Genomic DNA, 16323 nt, shown 5'->3' with positions numbered 1-16323 from the left:
GCAATCAAGTTATCAAGGGCCACACACTCCAAAAATCAATGGTTTTAAGATAACTATTCACTTTTAATATGAAACAGGTTATCCTTCCGCGCGCATTTTGCGCCCATCTCATAAATATAAAATTGGTAAAAATATAATTCTGGCTTTAACCCACCCTTTAACACTCACTGCGTTGAGTGCTGCTTTGTTATTCAATAGCTTCTCTACCTATGCTGATACTGTTTCTTGCCCGGATGCCGAAATAGGTTCGGTATTTATTGAAAAGCAACGTTTATATATGGTTGCAGATGATCGTATTGTCGGTCAGCAAGATAAAATTAACGCTCTCCAACAAGGCTATTTATACTTTTGTACTTCTCAAGTAACCGATATGAGTAACCTATTCCAAGGGAATAGTACGTTTAGTGCAGACATTAGTGACTGGGATACATCCAACGTCACCAATATGGCTAACATGTTCCAAAACGCCAGTGCATTTAATCAAAACATCATTGGCTGGGACACGTCCAACGTCACCAACATGGCTAACATGTTCCAAAACGCCAGTGTCTTTAATCAAAACATCAGTGCTTGGAACACCAGTAATGTGACCGATATGACCGACATGTTTTTGGGCGCAGATGCTTTCAGTTACGACACCAGCAGTTCGCTTCAATCAACGGTGAGCTGCTTGGATAAAGGCGTCGGTGAAAGGTTTAGATATAAAAACATGGAATATCTTGTGGTTGATGATACGTCGATCCGCCTACCCGAAAACCAAGATGCCTTGGTCAACGATGATTTGCGTTTTTGCACCTCTCATGTCACTGATATGGCATACTTATTTTTAAGAGATTTTAAGCCCGCATATAAAGATTTCAATGCCGACATCAGTGATTGGGACACCAGCCAAGTAACTAATATGCAAGGACTTTTCGCAATTACCACTGCCTTTAACCAACCTATCGGCAACTGGGATACATCTAAAGTTACCAATATGCGCTTGATGTTTTATCGCGCTTATGTATTTAACCAACCCATCGGTGAATGGGATACGGCAGAGGTCACTGATATGCGATCGATGTTTTCCCAAAATCCAACCTTTAATCAACCTATTGGCAACTGGGACACGTCAAAGGTCACCAATATGAGCCAAATGTTCGACGACAGCGGCTCCTTTAACCAACCTATCGGTGATTGGAATACGGCTAACGTCACCGATATGAGACACATGTTCGCTTCCAGCAAATCCTTTAACCAACCAATCGGGGATTGGAACACGGCTAACGTCACCCACATTAATGGAATGTTCTCAAGAGCTGCAGTCTTTGAGCAAGATTTATCTGGTTGGGATGTCAACGAGGTTATCGATCTTCGCCGTACATGGCATTTCGCTGAAAACAGCAAATTAAGTAGAAATAGAGCATATTTCCCTCGCTTTTTTCAATAGTTAACCGCTATGCATAGATACCAGTCATTGCAGCATATTGCAGTGGCTGGTTTTTATTTTGGTACTCGACAAAAAATGAAAGACCTCAACAAAAGTTGGGGCAAATATACGTTAGGAAGCTTGAACATCCACATTTTGTTTTATTCAAAAAACTATTGCACTTGATAACTCCCCGCAGAGCTGCCACCCGAGACTTCCACTTGAGCGTTCTGCGTTATTTCGTCGACTACCGCATTGGCAATGGCTTCAGCCATCATGCCTGCCATGGCGAGCTCACCATCGAGCACGAAACCCTTAGCTTTCAGTTCAGTTTCCAATTTCTGTTTCAGTGATGCTTTGCTTATGGCCATCAGTCTTTTCCTACAAATACAGTGGTTGATACGTCAACATGGGGTTTTCCCATAAATGGGCAGATACTCGCGCCAGTGCACACGCCTTTACCACCATTGAATTTGATGGTGTCGGCGTCTTCGGTGATGTTATTAGCTTTGATTGCTCTATTGCCTCTGACGGTTTCAGTGTGGTTACCGTCTATCTCAGTGATTCTATCTTCGAGCACTTTGATTTGTTGAGTGAGGCATTCAAGCTTGTCGGCTTGGTCTGTCTTTCGCTCAAAATTGCCTTCCTGGTCGACTAATTGATACACGCCTTTTCGCTGTTGGTAGGCGTCCTGTTGGCATTCTCAACACCTCAACCATCCCTTCCCCCTATTCCTAAAGGGCTCGCGGCTTGCTAGCCTTCCATAGCGGCGGCAGAGTTTCACTGAAATAGAATTGCGAAAAAATGAGATAGAAAACTCTTCAGGTGGGCAGGGGAATGCGTTTTCCGTGGGTTGGTTGTGTTTTAGGTGGGGCTGTGTGACAGGCGTGAAAAAGCCACCGTGAGCGATGGCTGTAAGAAGTTTTTACACTTGATACTGAAATTAATTATTAGGATCAAATTGAGTGACTAAACAGAAGCCCACACCTCCCTCTCTCCCACTGGTGTAAACTGTACCGGACTTATTGCCAGATGCCCAAGCAGCTAGAACCACGGAAGTAAGTGCTGTATATTCTTGTTTGATCAACAACCAACCGTATGGAGTTCCTGCACAGTTATTTGGTTGCCCAGTATCCATCATGATCATAATACCGGCAGTTGTAACAGTTAAATTCTTGATTTTCCCATTTTGATAATTCTCATTAGCAAATGAAGGTATCGAAATTACAGCAATAAAAAAACACAAAAACAATTTTTTCATCTATTTCTCCTTGAATATTCTTTATTATATTCAATCACATATGAACGTTATGTCAAGGTGAGGAACACGCAATGACCAAGCTGAAGTGTGGCACTTCAACACCACAACATAATAAAAATGCCTCCGAGATCGATGACTGTCCGGGAAAAATACTCTTTAAGCTTAACAACGAGTAGAGCCATCTAGTCTCCTAATATATCTTGGTCTAAGATTTGTTACTGATAAGTTCATATGTATGACCAAGTATCATACTAAGTGTGTGGCAACACCCTCTGTCCGTCTTGAGATGTATCATATAAGGCTTTTAAAACTTTCCCAAAGCAATATTGTGACTCGTACACCTTGTTGTACCTTCATTTGATGTCCAATCGTGCCAACTACTAATTACCTTATCGGCCATGAAGGCAGCGAGAAGAGCAGAGTACTGTTCCTCTCTATTTTCTTGGTTTCGAGGTATAAAAAAACCTTTCGAGCTTCCTTCAACAAAGTTGCAAGGGCACTGTTTCGTGGGCTCTATATCGAAGTTCACAGTTTTGTCAGTATCAACCCATAGCAACGAAATTTTTCCATAACAGGCATCCGTTGCTATCGCTGGGTGTGCACACAGAATAGTAACAAAAAATATGGATGCTTTTGATCTGATATTCATTTTGGTTTATTTCTCCATAATGGCTTTGCTAGTGTTAGCGTTCGGCTCGGGCGCAACTAGCAAAGAAAAATTTGTATCAAAATTGACACTTGATATGGGTTAAGCAACGCAATACTGAAGCCGTCGTATAGCGCCTCAACCACTAAAACCAACGCGCAGTAAAATGCCACGTGTTTCGAATCACTATTAAACAGTTTGTTAGCAATTTAACTAAACGAAGCCCCAAAAACATCAAAGGTACATTGAAACTCCCAACCTTTTGTAACCATAAAGTCTAACCATTGAGTAAGGATGTCTTTGGTTACCGTTGTCGGGTGAGAATATCCTTCAACAAACCATGAGCGGTTAATAAACCCCTCACTTCTGGTCAGTGACTCATAGTTTTCGAGAGCGTCGTTTAGTTGAATAGCTGATGCTTTATTTGGACATAAGTAGCCAAATTCTAGAACTAACTCTGTTTCGTTGGTAACTCCGTTACTTATTAATGAATCCCAAGTCTCATTGAGCATGTTCAGCAGAGTTTCTAAATTCGATTGATAACCACTCAACTCCAATTTCTCCCTGATTGTTAACCGCTTTATTAGACAGAAAAATTCTGCATTTAAATACAGAATTTTTCTATCTAAGAGACTCATGCAATAAAGGATACACATTGATATGCCACATATTCAATAACTTATCTGTCACGTATGATTCATCACTTCACAAAATACAGAATTTTTCTGCATAGTTTGCCAACTGTGGCTCATCTAGGTAAGCACGCCCCGAGAAAAACAAAAAGACATCCTCAAAAGCGGTAGAACTGTATAAATCCTCACCATAATTTAGTACCATGGGCTTATCATTTCGATAGGTTCATGGTGTCATATGAGAGTAATTTGCCCCGAGTGTGGCGAGAAAACCCGCATACAAAAATCAAACCGTATTTCAGCGGGTTATAGCGATTTATGTTGTAGTTGTAGTGACCCTGAGTGTGGCCATACCTTTGTGATGAATCTTTCCTTCAGTCATACTCTCAGCCCTTCAGCTAAAACGACTTCTCAGTTGGCTTTTGAAATGGTTAAGGCCTTGGCACCCGATCAGCGCCAAGAGCTAAAACAACAACTTTTGATATCTTAGTTGGATTTTCTACTTTGGAACCGCAGTGAAAGGAACCTCATCGTAAATTCCCAAACGCCCATCCTTAAATGTACCGCTTATTTCAGTATCAGAAATGTAATCAATCAATATTGTTTGCTGCACATAATTCCCACGGAACGTACCATCTTTAAAATATAAATTAGATCCACCTCCACTTCCTTCTCCTGAAATCATGTACCCATTATCATCAAATTCCATCGTTATACCTGGGCGCTCTTTAACAGCCCATTCATACGAACTACGAAGAATATCACGACTTGATTCGGTGATATAATGGCCTAAGGCTGCATACTTAAGTTCACCGTTAGACGTTAGATATACAATTTCTTGTTTTCCATTGCCGTCTAGATCTGCAAGTTCAAAAGACTGTACATCCTCATTGGGCAATAGAGTTCTTGGGTTTGAAAATGAAAGATTTTTAGCAAATACCGACGCTGATAACAACGACGCCATTGATAAAATTAAGAAGCTTTTTTTCATACTGAATTCCTTTTTTAAACACTAGATTGTGCGGCCAGCACACGATTATCGGCACAATCTAAATCTAAAAAAAACAACAGTCAACAACACCAAGATATTGATACTATTGAAAATAATAAGAGTTTCAACGTTAATCCCATAGAAATATATTTAGCTAGAAATCCCAATTAAGTTCGGTTCTCATAAGCCATTTGGATGACCACCTGAATGGCTTCTACTTTGTTGTTATCGATTTGCCTTTATTGTCTGCGACCACCAGTCCCATCAAATATACTCCTACCTGAGCCCTGCATTATTCATTAGTACTCAGTGCGACACCATCTACGATCAGTTCCAATACTTGTTAGAAAAGTTAGTTTTGCTGTGTTCACTAAATTGAAGGAACTTGGTGTGTGGAAAGGCTCTCAGTTAAGCAAATATAAAGTCACCTTCACCAACACTAAAACAAAAAAGAATCGCTCTGTACCTATCTCTGAAGCGCTTTACAACGAGATCTATAAACCTACTTCAGGCAAACTCTTCGAGCAATGCTATACCCCTTTCTGCTATATCCTGAAGAACAAACTCGGCATAAGCCTCCCTTCTGGTCAAGCATCGCACGTATTAAGACACTCATTTGCTAGCCACTTCATGATGAATGGCGGAAACATTTTGGTTCTACGCGATATTCTTGGTCATGCTGATATCAGCATGACGATGCGCTACGCACACTTCGCTCCTGACCACTTATCAGAAGCGATTACGCACAATCCACTCACTAACCTTTAACCTAATACCACCCCAAATACGGTCTCTGCTGCCACTTTTTCGTTTTTCAGACAAAAAAGAGCCACTAAAAAGTGGCTCCATTCTTAAACTTTCAAACAAGCGTTTTAAACGTTACTCTTTGCCGAATACGTTGTTCTCTTGCTCTTGTACACGGATGAAAGTCGTACGCTTAGTTAGCTCTTTAAGCTTCGCTGCGCCTACGTATGTACACGTTGAGCGTACACCACCAAGGATGTCTGAAATTGTGTTGTGAACTGAACCACGGTATGGAAGTAAAACAGTTTTACCTTCCGCAGCACGGTACTTAGCAACACCACCTGAGTGCTTGTCCATAGCCGACTGTGAAGACATGCCGTAGAACTTCATGAATTGCTTACCGTCTTGCTCAACAACTTCACCGCCTGACTCTTCGTGGCCTGCTAGCATACCGCCTAGCATTACGAAATCAGCACCGCCACCGAACGCTTTAGATACGTCACCAGCACATGAACAGCCACCGTCACCGATGATCATGCCACCAAGGCCGTGAGCCGCGTCGCCACACTCGATGATTGCAGAAAGTTGAGGGTAACCTACACCAGTTTTAACACGTGTAGTACAAACTGAACCTGGGCCGATTCCAACTTTAACGATGTCTGCACCTGCTAGGATTAGCTCTTCAACCATATCACCTGTAACAACGTTACCAGCAGAGATTACTTTGTCTGGGAACTCTGCACGTACTTTCTGTACGTACTCAACTAGGTGCTCTGAGTAGCCGTTAGCGATATCAATACAGATAAATACGAAATCTTCGCTAAGCGCCATGATTTGCTTAGTTTTCTCCAACTCAGCTTCAGAAGTACCTGTTGATACAAATACGTTGTTCAGCGTTTTCTTGTCTGCTGTTTTTGCGAACTCAGCCCACTGCTCTACTGTGTAGTGCTTGTGTACTGCAGTCATTACACCGTGCTCTGCTAGAGCCGCTGCCATTTCGAAACTTGCTACCGAATCCATGTTCGCTGCGATTACTGGTACACCAGACCATTGACGACCGCTATGCTTGAATGTAAACTCGCGGGTTAATTCAACTTGAGAACGACTTTTAAGAGTAGAACGCTTTGGGCGGAATAATACATCTTTGAAGCCTAACTTAAGTTCTTGTTCGATACGCATGATAATTTGTCCTGTAATCATATTACGTGTCGTGCGTTTTCGGTAAGCGTTGGCAGACGCTTTACTGAGTTTCGGACACAAAAAAACCGGAGCGTTGGCAGACGCTCCGGTTTTCAGCATTATAGGCTGTGATTTACTAACAGCAAGTCTGATATTTCATTTTTTTTTGTGCTATCCTCTCAAAGATTCCATATCTGGTAAAAGCTCCCCGCTCCTACTTTTCGACTAAATTCTTAGTAATTAATAACTTAACAACACATTCGCGCAAACGCTGTCGGTTTATTGCGCAAACGTTTTCCTTTCAAATTCGACTAAAAAACGTTCGATAAGGCAAATTTGTGAAAAAAGTGCCCTTTAATCACATAAAAATCACACTTTTCTTTAATCAAAAAATGCATTTTTTCTTAAATAATTTCATTTTTTTCTGACTTTTTTCGCTTCGCGAGCCGATCTCAGCCCTCTTTCATTAGCCCTGAAATTTATAAAGTACAAAGACAAGATCGATTAACACGTTCGAAACTTGGATGAGCGGGGGTAAAGTCCACAGAATATGGCTTGTTAGATATGCTTATTTATGAAAATCCATCGAATACAAGCCGCTGTTGATAGAGCCTAACAACAGCTCGACTAAAGTTAACGAACACAGAACGCCTTCTTTAATCCGAACTCATTACTACTAAATCAGATACAAAATGGCCAAGGGGATTAACCTTGGCCATTTTTACTAGTGTTCAGAGTGCTCTTATAAGGCGATTCAATTTTCACCTTAAGGTACGTTAAGTCTTTTTCTGAGACATCAGAGCTTCAGCAGTCGCGTCTTGAATCGACAAGAACAAGGATGTCACTTGCCCAGTTGGAGAACGCATTGGGTTAAGCGTGACGTTCTGATACATAAAGTCGGCTTGCTGAGTTACTGGCCTCACGTTACGGCACTTAAACAGATAAGGCCTTTGTTGCCACGTAATAAAGCTACGACAGCCTAAGTCATAAACCGGTTTTGTTTTAAGCCTAAACCACTCTTCTGGGATTTCAGGGAACAGTTCAAAGATCGATTTACCAATCGCATCGTGCGATTGCTTACCGCTATGGTGCGTCATGAAACCATTCCAAACTTGCACCTCAAAATCACGATTGATGACCACCAGCCCCATATCGACGTTTTGAACCATGTCCACCATCCAGTGGAACTGTTCAAATTCAGCAGGAAGATTCAGCATATTAAAACTCCTCCATTAGGTAGGCCAATTTATTGTCTAGAAGAGGCAGAGACTCGTCAACAAACATAAACAGAAGGTCACAACGGATAGAAGTACCATCAATGTTATAGCTGACTTCGAAGGTCATGGTCTTCTTGAACGAACCACTCGTGTTTTCGATAACAGAATCAATCGAGATGTGCTGCCCTAGTAGAACCGGCGAACTCTGGAAGAAACGAACCTCGGACTGCTCCCCTAGCCCGTTAAGGAAAGAGCCAACGAGAATATTCGACACATCCATCAGTAATTCTAACTCTTCCAGCTCTTCACTTTCAGTCGGAACCTTCATGAGCTTTTTAAGATCGCTCACACTGGAGTCACTGAGCAATACTAACGCTTCACCTGCAATCCCCTCTCCACTGAAGCCTTGGCAAACACCGGATACTTGGTCGTTGTCAGCCAAGTCACGAAGTGCCATGTGCAATTCGCTCACTTCGAAGATGTTCACGTTCGGCAATGGTAAGTGAACGAATACATTAAAGTGGCGCGCCAATGCATCTGCTGCTCGACCTATCGCAACGTTCGCAACTTCCATATAGATGTCACGTCGGCGCAGAATCGGTAACTCTAGCGGTGCTGGCGTAATAAGTTGAGGCTGTTTTGGTGGCTCAACATGCTCACGTAAAATCGCTTTTAACGCTTCTTTATCAATCGGCTTTTTCAAAAACGCTTTAGCACCAAGGTCCATGACCTTCTGCTGCGCTTTTGGTTGGATATCACCAGAAACAACCACAACGGGTGTGGTGTCACCTAAACGTTGCATCTCTTCCAATGTGCCATAGCCATCTAATTCCGGCATGGTGAGATCAAGGAACATCAGTTTGAACTGGTTTTGAGCTAGCTCTTCAAGTGCATTAAGCCCATGAACAGCAAAAGTTATATCTGCATTTAGAGAACTAGGCAGTGATCGAGCCATCTGCTTCCGTGCTAACGCAGAATCATCACATATAAGAACTGGGAACGACATAAATGCACCACTGATAAATCAAAGCTAATTCGGACGAGTGTAACAGATCATTATGGTATCAGGTACGGGGTGAATAGATTTATATGTCGATTATTAATAAGAATGATAAGACGGACAGGTGAGCGATTATTTTGAGTGATTTTTCCTAAAAAACAATATGCTACAAGGGCTATAACAACTATCTTTAGTGAACATAACAGCATTATTTTATGAAGTGCGAGCCTTAACAACGAAATTTATTAAAGCTCAATACTGATGGTTAAGTTTCGATGACCTTACGCAACGACGACGGTTTACAACTGATAGCTCGGCCATAGAATAAGCAGCGCGAAGCGAATGATCACCGCAAACACCAATAATGCAATGCCCAAGCGATACCACTTATACTCTGCAACGCTCATTGGAATACGTTTATAAAACATAGTGATCACGCCTTTCCAATCACTACTGCGTTTTCCATACTGCATCACACTCGTTAAGACAAACAGTGCACCAAGTACTAACATTCCTTTCTCAGCCCAGAACAATCCAACTTCCATTTGTATATTCCTTGATATAACGGTGAGCGACTCAAATAATTCTAGTCACCTTTTAGCTCGGTTTCTGTAAGACCAAGGTCTAAGTCGTTCTGTGCTTAGACGAGCGCAAGTAAGTGAACGCAATGAACTCGGCAAATTAAACTGAACAACATGTTCATATCGAGTTCAGCTTACTTACCTATACTCATGTTTCCACTAACAGGAGAAACTCAATGAAATCACTGAAAAAGTCGCTTTGTGTATTAACTGCTTCAGCTTTACTCGTTACCGCTCCGTTTGTGAGTGCCTCATCACCACAACAACCGCCACAACCAGCAGTGAGCCCATTGCAAATGGTTATTGCTTCTTTAAACCTAAGTGAAGAACAACATGCGGAAGTCATATCTCTTATTGAAGACTATCAATCTGATCGAACAAAGATTGATATGAATAGCGCGATAGAACTTAAGAAGAAGCAGGTCGCCCTAGTGACTCAGCCTGAATTCAATGAAGCTGAGATGGAAAAGGTCATTGATACGGTTCAAGCGACCGAGAAGTCGATGGTGATGCAAGAGATGCGTCTTAAGAACAACATCTACAACGTGTTAACTGAAGAGCAAAAAGAGCAGTTCAAAACCATAATGAAGTCTGCGCTCTCTGATGGACAGTGAGCACACAAAAGTCGAACCTAGCTAACCATAGCGCCCCCTGATTCCTGATATTGATTCACTCCCCCTTGAATCAATGAGACAAACAAAAGCCACAGTATTGTCTGTGGCTTTTGTTTGTCAGTAATAATCTCACTGAGAAAATTAAGAGTAAGCAGAACAACCGATATTTGGAGCCTTGCTGTTTTTGTTCAGCACAACCATCAAATGAATAAGCAGCAGAATGCCTGTCACTCCCAAGCCAACACCAATTCCGCCCCAGATTCCGGCCAATTCAAACTTGGGCATTAAGTACCAAGCTGCAGGTAGGCCAAACACCCAGTAACCAATTGCCGTCATCACCGTAGGCATAGAGACAATCTTCATCCCTCTAAGCAGGTTGATTGCTAACAACTGCCAAGCATCAACGATAAAGCAGAGTGCAACAACCCAGATAACCGAGGCCAATAGCGATGTCATTGCTCCTGTGCCGTCGTCTAGCTTGAAGATAGAAGCGATCATCTCAGGCCATATGATGAACACGGCAGACAAAGCGACACTCAACACTGACACTAATATAAAGCTTTGAATCGAAGTTCTTTTGATGCCTTCATAGTTGCCTGCGCCATAATCACGGCCAACCAAAATTGCCGCAGCTTGCGAGAAACCGAAGTTGAAGTTCCAAGTAAAGCTTAAGCATTGCAGTAAGATTTGATGCAACGCCAGAGAGGCTATGCTGATCGTCCCTGCCATTAAGGTGCCGCCGTAAATCAAGCCATGTTCAAGTAACGCCGCCAAGGCGATAGGTAAACCCATTAACAACAACGGGTTCATCAGCTTGATGGAGTACTCTTCGGTATGGAGCCAAGGGGCGAACGGTTTGAATTCGTCACGTTTAAACACCCAAACCGTGTATCCAATCATTACGATGAATGCCGCAATAGCCGTACCTAAGCCCAAGCCTGTTAAGCCCATATCTAACTGGAACGTGAGGAAGTAACTCACTGGCACATTTAAGATCACAGTGATAATCGACATCACTAGAATAGAGCGCACATTACCAAACGCACTGGTTAAGCCGCGCAGCACCAATAAAATAAGCGAAGGCAACATCACCCATTTTAGAGCGTGCACATACTCCATCGCTAAGGTAATCACTTCCTGTGGTTGCTTGGCAGCTTCTAACACCAAAGGTGCTAACCAAAAGCTTGTCATTAAGAGTGCACTAAGTACAAACGCCAGCATGGTTGCGCCTTTCACAGCCAACCTAATTTGGCTATTACCAAATTCAGGGCGAGCGACTCGTTGACCATAAGCAATAGCGATCAGGTTTGCCACACAACCAACTGTACTGCTCGCAATAATGAAGATAAAAAAGTAGATAGACGCGCCTAAGCCACCAGCAGCAAGGGCTGACACGCTGATTCGCGACATCATCCAAACATCAGTAAGGACTAAAGCCATGGATATCAGCTGTGAAATGATCAAAGGGAATGCAAGAGTCAGTATTTTTTTCATGAGCGCCTCAGTTAATTTCGCCCAAAATACGATCGATGGGACTAGCGTTCAATTGATAAATTTGCGACTCTAACATTCCAAAAACTCATGCGAACGAATTATGACCCCATATCCTAGTCTGCCTTCCTCACATAATGGCTTAAAAGCCTTTGAAGCGGCAGCGAGACTGATGAGCTTTACACTTGCCGCCGATGAGCTCAACGTGACACAGAGTGCAATCAGCCGTCAGATCAAACAGCTTGAAGATGAGCTGAACGCATCGCTGATCATTCGTAAGCATCGAGCCATTGAATTAACGGTACAAGGTCATGATTTGTATGTCGCTTTGCGAGAAAGCTACGGCAATATCGAATCGGTTATCGCTTCTTGGAGAGAACCGAAGCAGAAGCGCATAGTGATAAAGGCAACCTTGAGCTTCGCTACGCGCGTGTTGATCTCCAAAGTTCGTGAATTAAACGAGCGTTACCCAGATTACGAGATCGTGATCGTTCCTGTGATTGAAGAAGATGAAGCGATCAACAGCAGCGAATACGACCTGTTGATCTTCCACACTCGATTCAAAAAACGTTATGACAACGCGCCTGACATCACTTTCTTGCGTGAAGAGTTCATGGCGCCAGTCTGCTCTACAAGCTTAACGAATGCTGCTGGTTTGACTCAGCAAGATACCGACCTCGATTCGATCTTAACCATGCCGAGGCTGCACCCAACCGTAGATCATCATGATTGGAAAGTATGGCTAGCCGATGTTGAATCGCCACCGAAAAAGCCCGTCAGAAATACCAGTTTCTTGTCTTTGGATATGGCACTCAGTGCGTGCTTATCTGGTGAAGGTGTCACGGTGACGGATTTGCTTTTGGTTTTACAGGATCTGCAGCGCGGTTTCTTATATTGCCCAGAGAATGCCAAGATCCAGAACAGTGCGTGGACCTATTTCATCCACCAGCGCACCCACTCGCCTGTGATCAGTGGTTTGATTGATTGGCTTAAAGGAGAGACAGCGAAAGAGATCGAATTGTTGAAAGCACTCTCCCAGCAAAATCATTGGTCAGGAGTGATTGAAGACCAGCACTGAACACGGGCTTACGCCAAATGAATAAGCCACAGCATTTGCTGAGGCTTATACTTCGTTCTTGCTTAATGAGCTAAGTGGTTTAGCTAGATAACATTTACAGCTTAAACATACGTGCACTGCGTGGTGGCAGGTTAAACGTATGATAGCGAGAAGAAATAGTTTCTGTCGCGCTGCTTAATACGTCTTTGTATTGAACATGCCAATTGAACTCGTGTTGGTAAGTGTCAACGGTCACGCCACGCGTTTCTCCACATTTGTTTATCCCAACTACCCCTTCTTTGCCACGCTTGAACAGCAAAGTGCACTGGTCACTTGAAATCATGGTCATTATTTTGCCTTGCATCGCGTTATGGAAGCTCAACATGTTTTTCATTATCGAACTGTTCCAAACATTACCCCAACGACCATTATCTTTATCTTCTGAATCAGGAAGATCATCACTGTAGATCAGTGGAGTCCCACCATCTTTACCAAGGATATACGCGTAAGCAAGCTGCTCATCTTGAGGATCCATTATTTGGTAACGGAAGCCGTCGTTGGTTGGAATATCGTGTGTGATAGTAAAGGTAATAGCACGGCTATCAGGCAATGCTTGTCCGTAAGCTTGTGGATCGTGCAATTGGTTCAAACCACCGCCCATAGAAAACGCCGAGCGAATAGAAGCAAACAACGGGAAATCGTACGCTGAGTGGTTGGTGTTGTTGAAGTAAGGGGCTAAGAAAGACTCATAGCCACTGTTCCCTGCCCCACCACTGGTAATCACCTCACCAAACACATGCATGTTCGATGTGATTTCAGGCGTAAATACTTGGTCGATTTGGTACTGGCTCATGTGTTTCACCGCATCAATGCGGAAGCCCTTGATACCCATCTCTTTTAGCGCCTTCAAATACAAACGTTGCTGTGACACTACCCAGTTGTTTGGGTCGAGATCGGGTAGCCCAGTATCGCCATCAGCACCACACAAACGCCAGTATTGAACATGTCCCGGATCGTTCCAGTCTGTAATACAGCCTGCAGCATGGAAATCGTTAGCCGAAACAAAACCTTGCGCTAAGTTGCCAAAGAGAGTCTGGTCAGCATAGTAGCTTGAGCGGCTGGCATACTCGTTTAGCACTTCTGTACCAGGGTAGTTCAAGTCACTTCGCTTCCAGCTTTCATTCGCCATGTGGTTGAGTACAACATCCGCGTACACATCAACACCGACACTTTTCAGCGCGGCAATCATTGCTGCTAGATCTTGTTTATTCCCCAATGGAGAATCAATCGTGCGTAGATCTTGTGGTTGATAACGCGCCCACCATTGGGTGCCACTGGATTTCATTGCCGGAGCAACCAGAACTTTCTTATAACCAGCTTCGGCAATTTGATTGGCATTAACTGTCACATCTGAATATTTCCAGTTAAATGCATGCAAAATGGTATCGGCATAAGTCGCTGAACTAAAAGAGCAAAGCGCAAGTGTGGATATGAGTAAGGTATTTATTGGCTTCATAGAACATATCTCTCATTACAAATTCACAGGAATGATATGAGTGATAAGGACAATTAAAACGTCCTATAAATCAGAGTTGGATTAGCGTCACCTTCTGTTGATGTTGATTTTATAAAACTGAGCCATAGTCGATATTATGTGAGGCAAAATGTGATGTAAGTTAGGCGGTACATTGATGTATCCGTACCAAGTAGAAGAGTAGAAATGAGAATTAATTGAATCAAGTTGACGAGAAAAAGACAAAGGCTTTGGTCGGCTCTCCTAAACTAAGCTATGATTCCTTTTCCCTCAACCGATTGATATTTTTATGCCTTCTTTCTCTTTTACAATGATCCCTGTTGGGGTTCGATTCATGCTCCTCTCCGCTTTTGGGTTCGCACTGATGTCAGCCTGTGTGAAATACATCAGCAACTACGGCATACCTGTATTTGAGATCGTTGCGGCAAGGGCGTTAGTGTCTTTGATCATTAGCTATATCGACGTAAAACGAAAAGGCATTTCTATCTGGGGTAACAACAAACCACTGTTGTTTGTTCGGGGTGCAGTCGGCACTGCAGCGCTGATGTGTGTGTACTACGCCGTAACCACGTTACCGTTAGCTGAAGCGACCATTCTACAATACGTACACCCCGTATTTACTGCCTTGCTTGGCGTGTTATTCCTCAAAGAACGTGTCCAAAAATCGACTATGATTTGCATTGCGTTCTGTCTAGCGGGCTTATTGGTGATGGTACAACCAAGTATGAACAGTAACGTAAGCAGCGATTTGCCGTTATTCAGTATTCTGGTGGCATTACTTGGAGCGTTTGGTAGCTCAATTGCTTATGTGATTGTCCGAAAGCTGAGCCAAACAGAAGACAGCTCTGTCATCATCTTCTACTTCCCATTAGTAGCTCTACCGATATCGACAGCGCTTATTTGGAACGACTTTGTAATGCCGAGCCTATTCTTAACCGTGATGTTGGTTTTGGTTGGGGTATTCACTCAAATTGGCCAATACGGTTTAACCAAGGCAATGCAAACTCAAGCAGCAGGAAAAGCTTCGGCTTACTCTTATGTTCAAATCGTCTTCTCTGCATTGTTAGGCGTATGGATCTTCAATGAGATCCCATCAATATGGACATATCTTGGTGGTGGTCTGATTGTGACTGGCGCGCTTATTAATGTGTTTGGGAAACAGCTATTGGTCCCGTTCAAAGCTAAGTAGAACATCGAGCGAAAGAACAATTAGCTCATCAATCTAAAAAGGCATTGCGGAGTGTTCCACAATGCCTTTTTCAGTTTTCCTACCTAACGATTCTGCTAACTTGTAGCATTTCTCAGCTTAGGATCATCACTCAGATATTCAACGAACTCGATTTCAAAGCCAGCCGGATCTACAAAGTAGACATTTTTTCGATAAGGTTCTTCAGCGCCAGGTTTGGCAATAGGGAAACCCGCATCAATTAGGCGTTGGGTCACGCTTTCAATATCATGAGTCACATAGGCGAAGTGTGCTAGACCAACAGAGTGGCCATCTAAATCTCGATTCTCCCCCTCACCATGATCACTCATTGCGATATACTGATACTCATCTCCGAAGTGTAACCAGTTTCGTGGCTTACCTGACCATTCGCCCTTTCCTTCATCACGAACATACCAATGAGGGAACGCCGCTTTGTAGAAAGTCAGCATTTCTGGGATGTCTTTAACGACTAAATTTACATGTTCAAGTTGGATCATTCTTCTCTCCTTAAAGTATTCTCGTAAGCAACGTTGCATATCCTAATACCTCAAGTTAAGTTGAGGTAAAGCGTTAATTTGCATTTATTTCGAGAACGTTTTTAGAGCCCAGATTGTCATATTTTCTGAAATACGAACTTTAAGTTTAGACGACCTCAAACCAGATAACTGACCTCTACTTCAAGAGAAAAGTAAACCTACTAGATTCCCTCAAATTTGGATAAGAAACCAGTTTTCTATTCAATATTTAAACGTATTAACATC

General features: G+C 42.8%; 16 protein-coding genes and 2 pseudogenes. 6 read left to right on the top strand and 12 right to left on the bottom strand.

All coding sequences use genetic code 11. The features are described from left to right. The first annotated feature begins 97 nt into the window (after nt 1-97). Entirely contained in the window at nt 98-1429 is a 1332-nt protein-coding gene (locus OCV52_RS23400) for a BspA family leucine-rich repeat surface protein (protein WP_150897798.1), read from the top strand. 152 nt (nt 1430-1581) lie between these two features. On the opposite strand, the gene OCV52_RS23395 is transcribed toward OCV52_RS23400, so the two are convergent. The 4 genes and pseudogenes from OCV52_RS23395 to OCV52_RS23380 form a co-directional block, all read right to left on the bottom strand. After that, nucleotides 1582-1779 carry a hypothetical protein gene (locus OCV52_RS23395; protein ID WP_102426514.1) on the bottom strand — a complete coding sequence of 66 codons (198 nt, stop codon included), beginning with the start codon at nt 1777-1779 and terminating at the stop codon, nt 1582-1584. After that, nucleotides 1779-2102 (bottom strand): annotated as a pseudogene (locus OCV52_RS23390) (hypothetical protein); the annotation flags it as partial. The gene OCV52_RS23395 and the pseudogene OCV52_RS23390, both read right to left, overlap by 1 nt. Nucleotides 2103-2351: 249 nt before the next feature. Then, nucleotides 2352-2669: a hypothetical protein gene (locus tag OCV52_RS23385; protein ID WP_137406776.1), complete on the bottom strand. Its 318-nt coding sequence runs from the start codon at nt 2667-2669 to the stop codon at nt 2352-2354. Between the two features lie 855 nt (nt 2670-3524). Further along, nucleotides 3525-3866, bottom strand: coding sequence for a hypothetical protein (locus tag OCV52_RS23380; RefSeq protein ID WP_137406775.1), 342 nt, complete (start codon nt 3864-3866; stop codon nt 3525-3527). A gap of 319 nt (nt 3867-4185) precedes the next feature. On the opposite strand from OCV52_RS23380, the gene OCV52_RS23375 reads away from it, so the two are divergent. Next, entirely contained in the window at nt 4186-4437 is a 252-nt protein-coding gene (locus tag OCV52_RS23375) for an ogr/Delta-like zinc finger family protein (protein WP_137406774.1), read from the top strand. A gap of 9 nt (nt 4438-4446) precedes the next feature. Here the strand turns inward: OCV52_RS23375 and OCV52_RS23370 are convergent, their stop codons facing one another. Then, complete coding sequence (locus OCV52_RS23370; protein ID WP_137406773.1) at nt 4447-4938, bottom strand: hypothetical protein; 492 nt, start codon at nt 4936-4938, stop codon at nt 4447-4449. Nucleotides 4939-5334: 396 nt separating this feature from the next. Between OCV52_RS23370 and OCV52_RS23365 the strand changes: the two are divergent. Further along, nucleotides 5335-5706, top strand: a pseudogene (locus tag OCV52_RS23365) (tyrosine-type recombinase/integrase); the annotation flags it as partial. A gap of 111 nt (nt 5707-5817) precedes the next feature. Here OCV52_RS23365 and OCV52_RS23360 read toward each other — a convergent pair. The 4 genes from OCV52_RS23360 to OCV52_RS23345 form a co-directional block, all read right to left on the bottom strand. Continuing rightward, a complete protein-coding gene (locus OCV52_RS23360; protein WP_137406771.1) occupies nt 5818-6861 on the bottom strand; it encodes a GMP reductase in 1044 nt (347 codons plus the stop codon). A gap of 776 nt (nt 6862-7637) precedes the next feature. After that, nucleotides 7638-8078, bottom strand: a complete 441-nt coding sequence (locus tag OCV52_RS23355; protein ID WP_102424405.1) for a PAS domain-containing protein — start codon at nt 8076-8078, stop codon at nt 7638-7640. A 1-nt stretch (nt 8079) separates the two neighbouring features. Further along, a complete protein-coding gene (locus OCV52_RS23350) occupies nt 8080-9084 on the bottom strand; it encodes a response regulator (protein ID WP_032498090.1) in 1005 nt (334 codons plus the stop codon). Between the two features lie 293 nt (nt 9085-9377). Then, nucleotides 9378-9623, bottom strand: a complete 246-nt coding sequence (locus tag OCV52_RS23345; RefSeq protein WP_102424407.1) for a hypothetical protein — start codon at nt 9621-9623, stop codon at nt 9378-9380. 212 nt (nt 9624-9835) lie between these two features. On the opposite strand from OCV52_RS23345, the gene OCV52_RS23340 reads away from it, so the two are divergent. Next, nucleotides 9836-10273 (top strand): Spy/CpxP family protein refolding chaperone, encoded by a 438-nt coding sequence (locus tag OCV52_RS23340; protein ID WP_137406770.1) that lies wholly within the window; start codon nt 9836-9838, stop codon nt 10271-10273. A 141-nt stretch (nt 10274-10414) separates the two neighbouring features. On the opposite strand, the gene OCV52_RS23335 is transcribed toward OCV52_RS23340, so the two are convergent. Beyond that, entirely contained in the window at nt 10415-11767 is a 1353-nt protein-coding gene (locus OCV52_RS23335) for an MATE family efflux transporter (RefSeq protein WP_137406769.1), read from the bottom strand. 100 nt (nt 11768-11867) lie between these two features. Here OCV52_RS23335 and OCV52_RS23330 point away from each other — a divergent pair, with 100 nt between their 5' ends. Next, on the top strand, nt 11868-12842 hold the full coding sequence (locus tag OCV52_RS23330) for a LysR family transcriptional regulator (protein WP_137406768.1): 975 nt from the start codon (nt 11868-11870) through the stop codon (nt 12840-12842). 94 nt (nt 12843-12936) lie between these two features. Here the strand turns inward: OCV52_RS23330 and OCV52_RS23325 are convergent, their stop codons facing one another. Next, the gene (locus OCV52_RS23325) at nt 12937-14337 is read right to left on the bottom strand and encodes an alpha-amylase family protein (RefSeq protein ID WP_137406767.1); all 1401 of its coding nucleotides are present in this window, start codon (nt 14335-14337) and stop codon (nt 12937-12939) included. Nucleotides 14338-14644: 307 nt separating this feature from the next. Between OCV52_RS23325 and OCV52_RS23320 the strand changes: the two genes are divergently transcribed. After that, nucleotides 14645-15544: a DMT family transporter gene (locus OCV52_RS23320; RefSeq protein WP_137406766.1), complete on the top strand. Its 900-nt coding sequence runs from the start codon at nt 14645-14647 to the stop codon at nt 15542-15544. A gap of 95 nt (nt 15545-15639) precedes the next feature. On the opposite strand, the gene OCV52_RS23315 is transcribed toward OCV52_RS23320, so the two are convergent. After that, on the bottom strand, nt 15640-16059 hold the full coding sequence (locus OCV52_RS23315; protein WP_137406765.1) for a VOC family protein: 420 nt from the start codon (nt 16057-16059) through the stop codon (nt 15640-15642). Between the last annotated feature and the right edge of the window lie 264 nt (nt 16060-16323).

The sequence above is a fragment of the Vibrio chagasii genome (genome assembly GCF_024347355.1).
Taxonomy (GTDB): domain Bacteria; phylum Pseudomonadota; class Gammaproteobacteria; order Enterobacterales; family Vibrionaceae; genus Vibrio; species Vibrio chagasii.
This window is presented reverse-complemented; position numbering and strand designations above follow the sequence as displayed.

Excerpts from the sequence above, each read along its gene's own strand:
- OCV52_RS23320 (WP_137406766.1), top strand. The coding sequence starts at position 14,645 with ATGCCTTCTTTCTCTTTTACAATGATCCCTGTTGGGGTTCGATTCATG.
- OCV52_RS23315 (WP_137406765.1), bottom strand. The coding sequence starts at position 16,059 with ATGATCCAACTTGAACATGTAAATTTAGTCGTTAAAGACATCCCAGAA.
- OCV52_RS23375 (WP_137406774.1), top strand. The coding sequence starts at position 4,186 with ATGAGAGTAATTTGCCCCGAGTGTGGCGAGAAAACCCGCATACAAAAA.
- OCV52_RS23385 (WP_137406776.1), bottom strand. The coding sequence starts at position 2,669 with ATGAAAAAATTGTTTTTGTGTTTTTTTATTGCTGTAATTTCGATACCT.
- OCV52_RS23355 (WP_102424405.1), bottom strand. The coding sequence starts at position 8,078 with ATGCTGAATCTTCCTGCTGAATTTGAACAGTTCCACTGGATGGTGGAC.
- OCV52_RS23340 (WP_137406770.1), top strand. The coding sequence starts at position 9,836 with ATGAAATCACTGAAAAAGTCGCTTTGTGTATTAACTGCTTCAGCTTTA.
- OCV52_RS23325 (WP_137406767.1), bottom strand. The coding sequence starts at position 14,337 with ATGAAGCCAATAAATACCTTACTCATATCCACACTTGCGCTTTGCTCT.
- OCV52_RS23370 (WP_137406773.1), bottom strand. The coding sequence starts at position 4,938 with ATGAAAAAAAGCTTCTTAATTTTATCAATGGCGTCGTTGTTATCAGCG.
- OCV52_RS23360 (WP_137406771.1), bottom strand. The coding sequence starts at position 6,861 with ATGCGTATCGAACAAGAACTTAAGTTAGGCTTCAAAGATGTATTATTC.
- OCV52_RS23335 (WP_137406769.1), bottom strand. The coding sequence starts at position 11,767 with ATGAAAAAAATACTGACTCTTGCATTCCCTTTGATCATTTCACAGCTG.
- OCV52_RS23330 (WP_137406768.1), top strand. The coding sequence starts at position 11,868 with ATGACCCCATATCCTAGTCTGCCTTCCTCACATAATGGCTTAAAAGCC.
- OCV52_RS23395 (WP_102426514.1), bottom strand. The coding sequence starts at position 1,779 with ATGGCCATAAGCAAAGCATCACTGAAACAGAAATTGGAAACTGAACTG.
- OCV52_RS23345 (WP_102424407.1), bottom strand. The coding sequence starts at position 9,623 with ATGGAAGTTGGATTGTTCTGGGCTGAGAAAGGAATGTTAGTACTTGGT.
- OCV52_RS23350 (WP_032498090.1), bottom strand. The coding sequence starts at position 9,084 with ATGTCGTTCCCAGTTCTTATATGTGATGATTCTGCGTTAGCACGGAAG.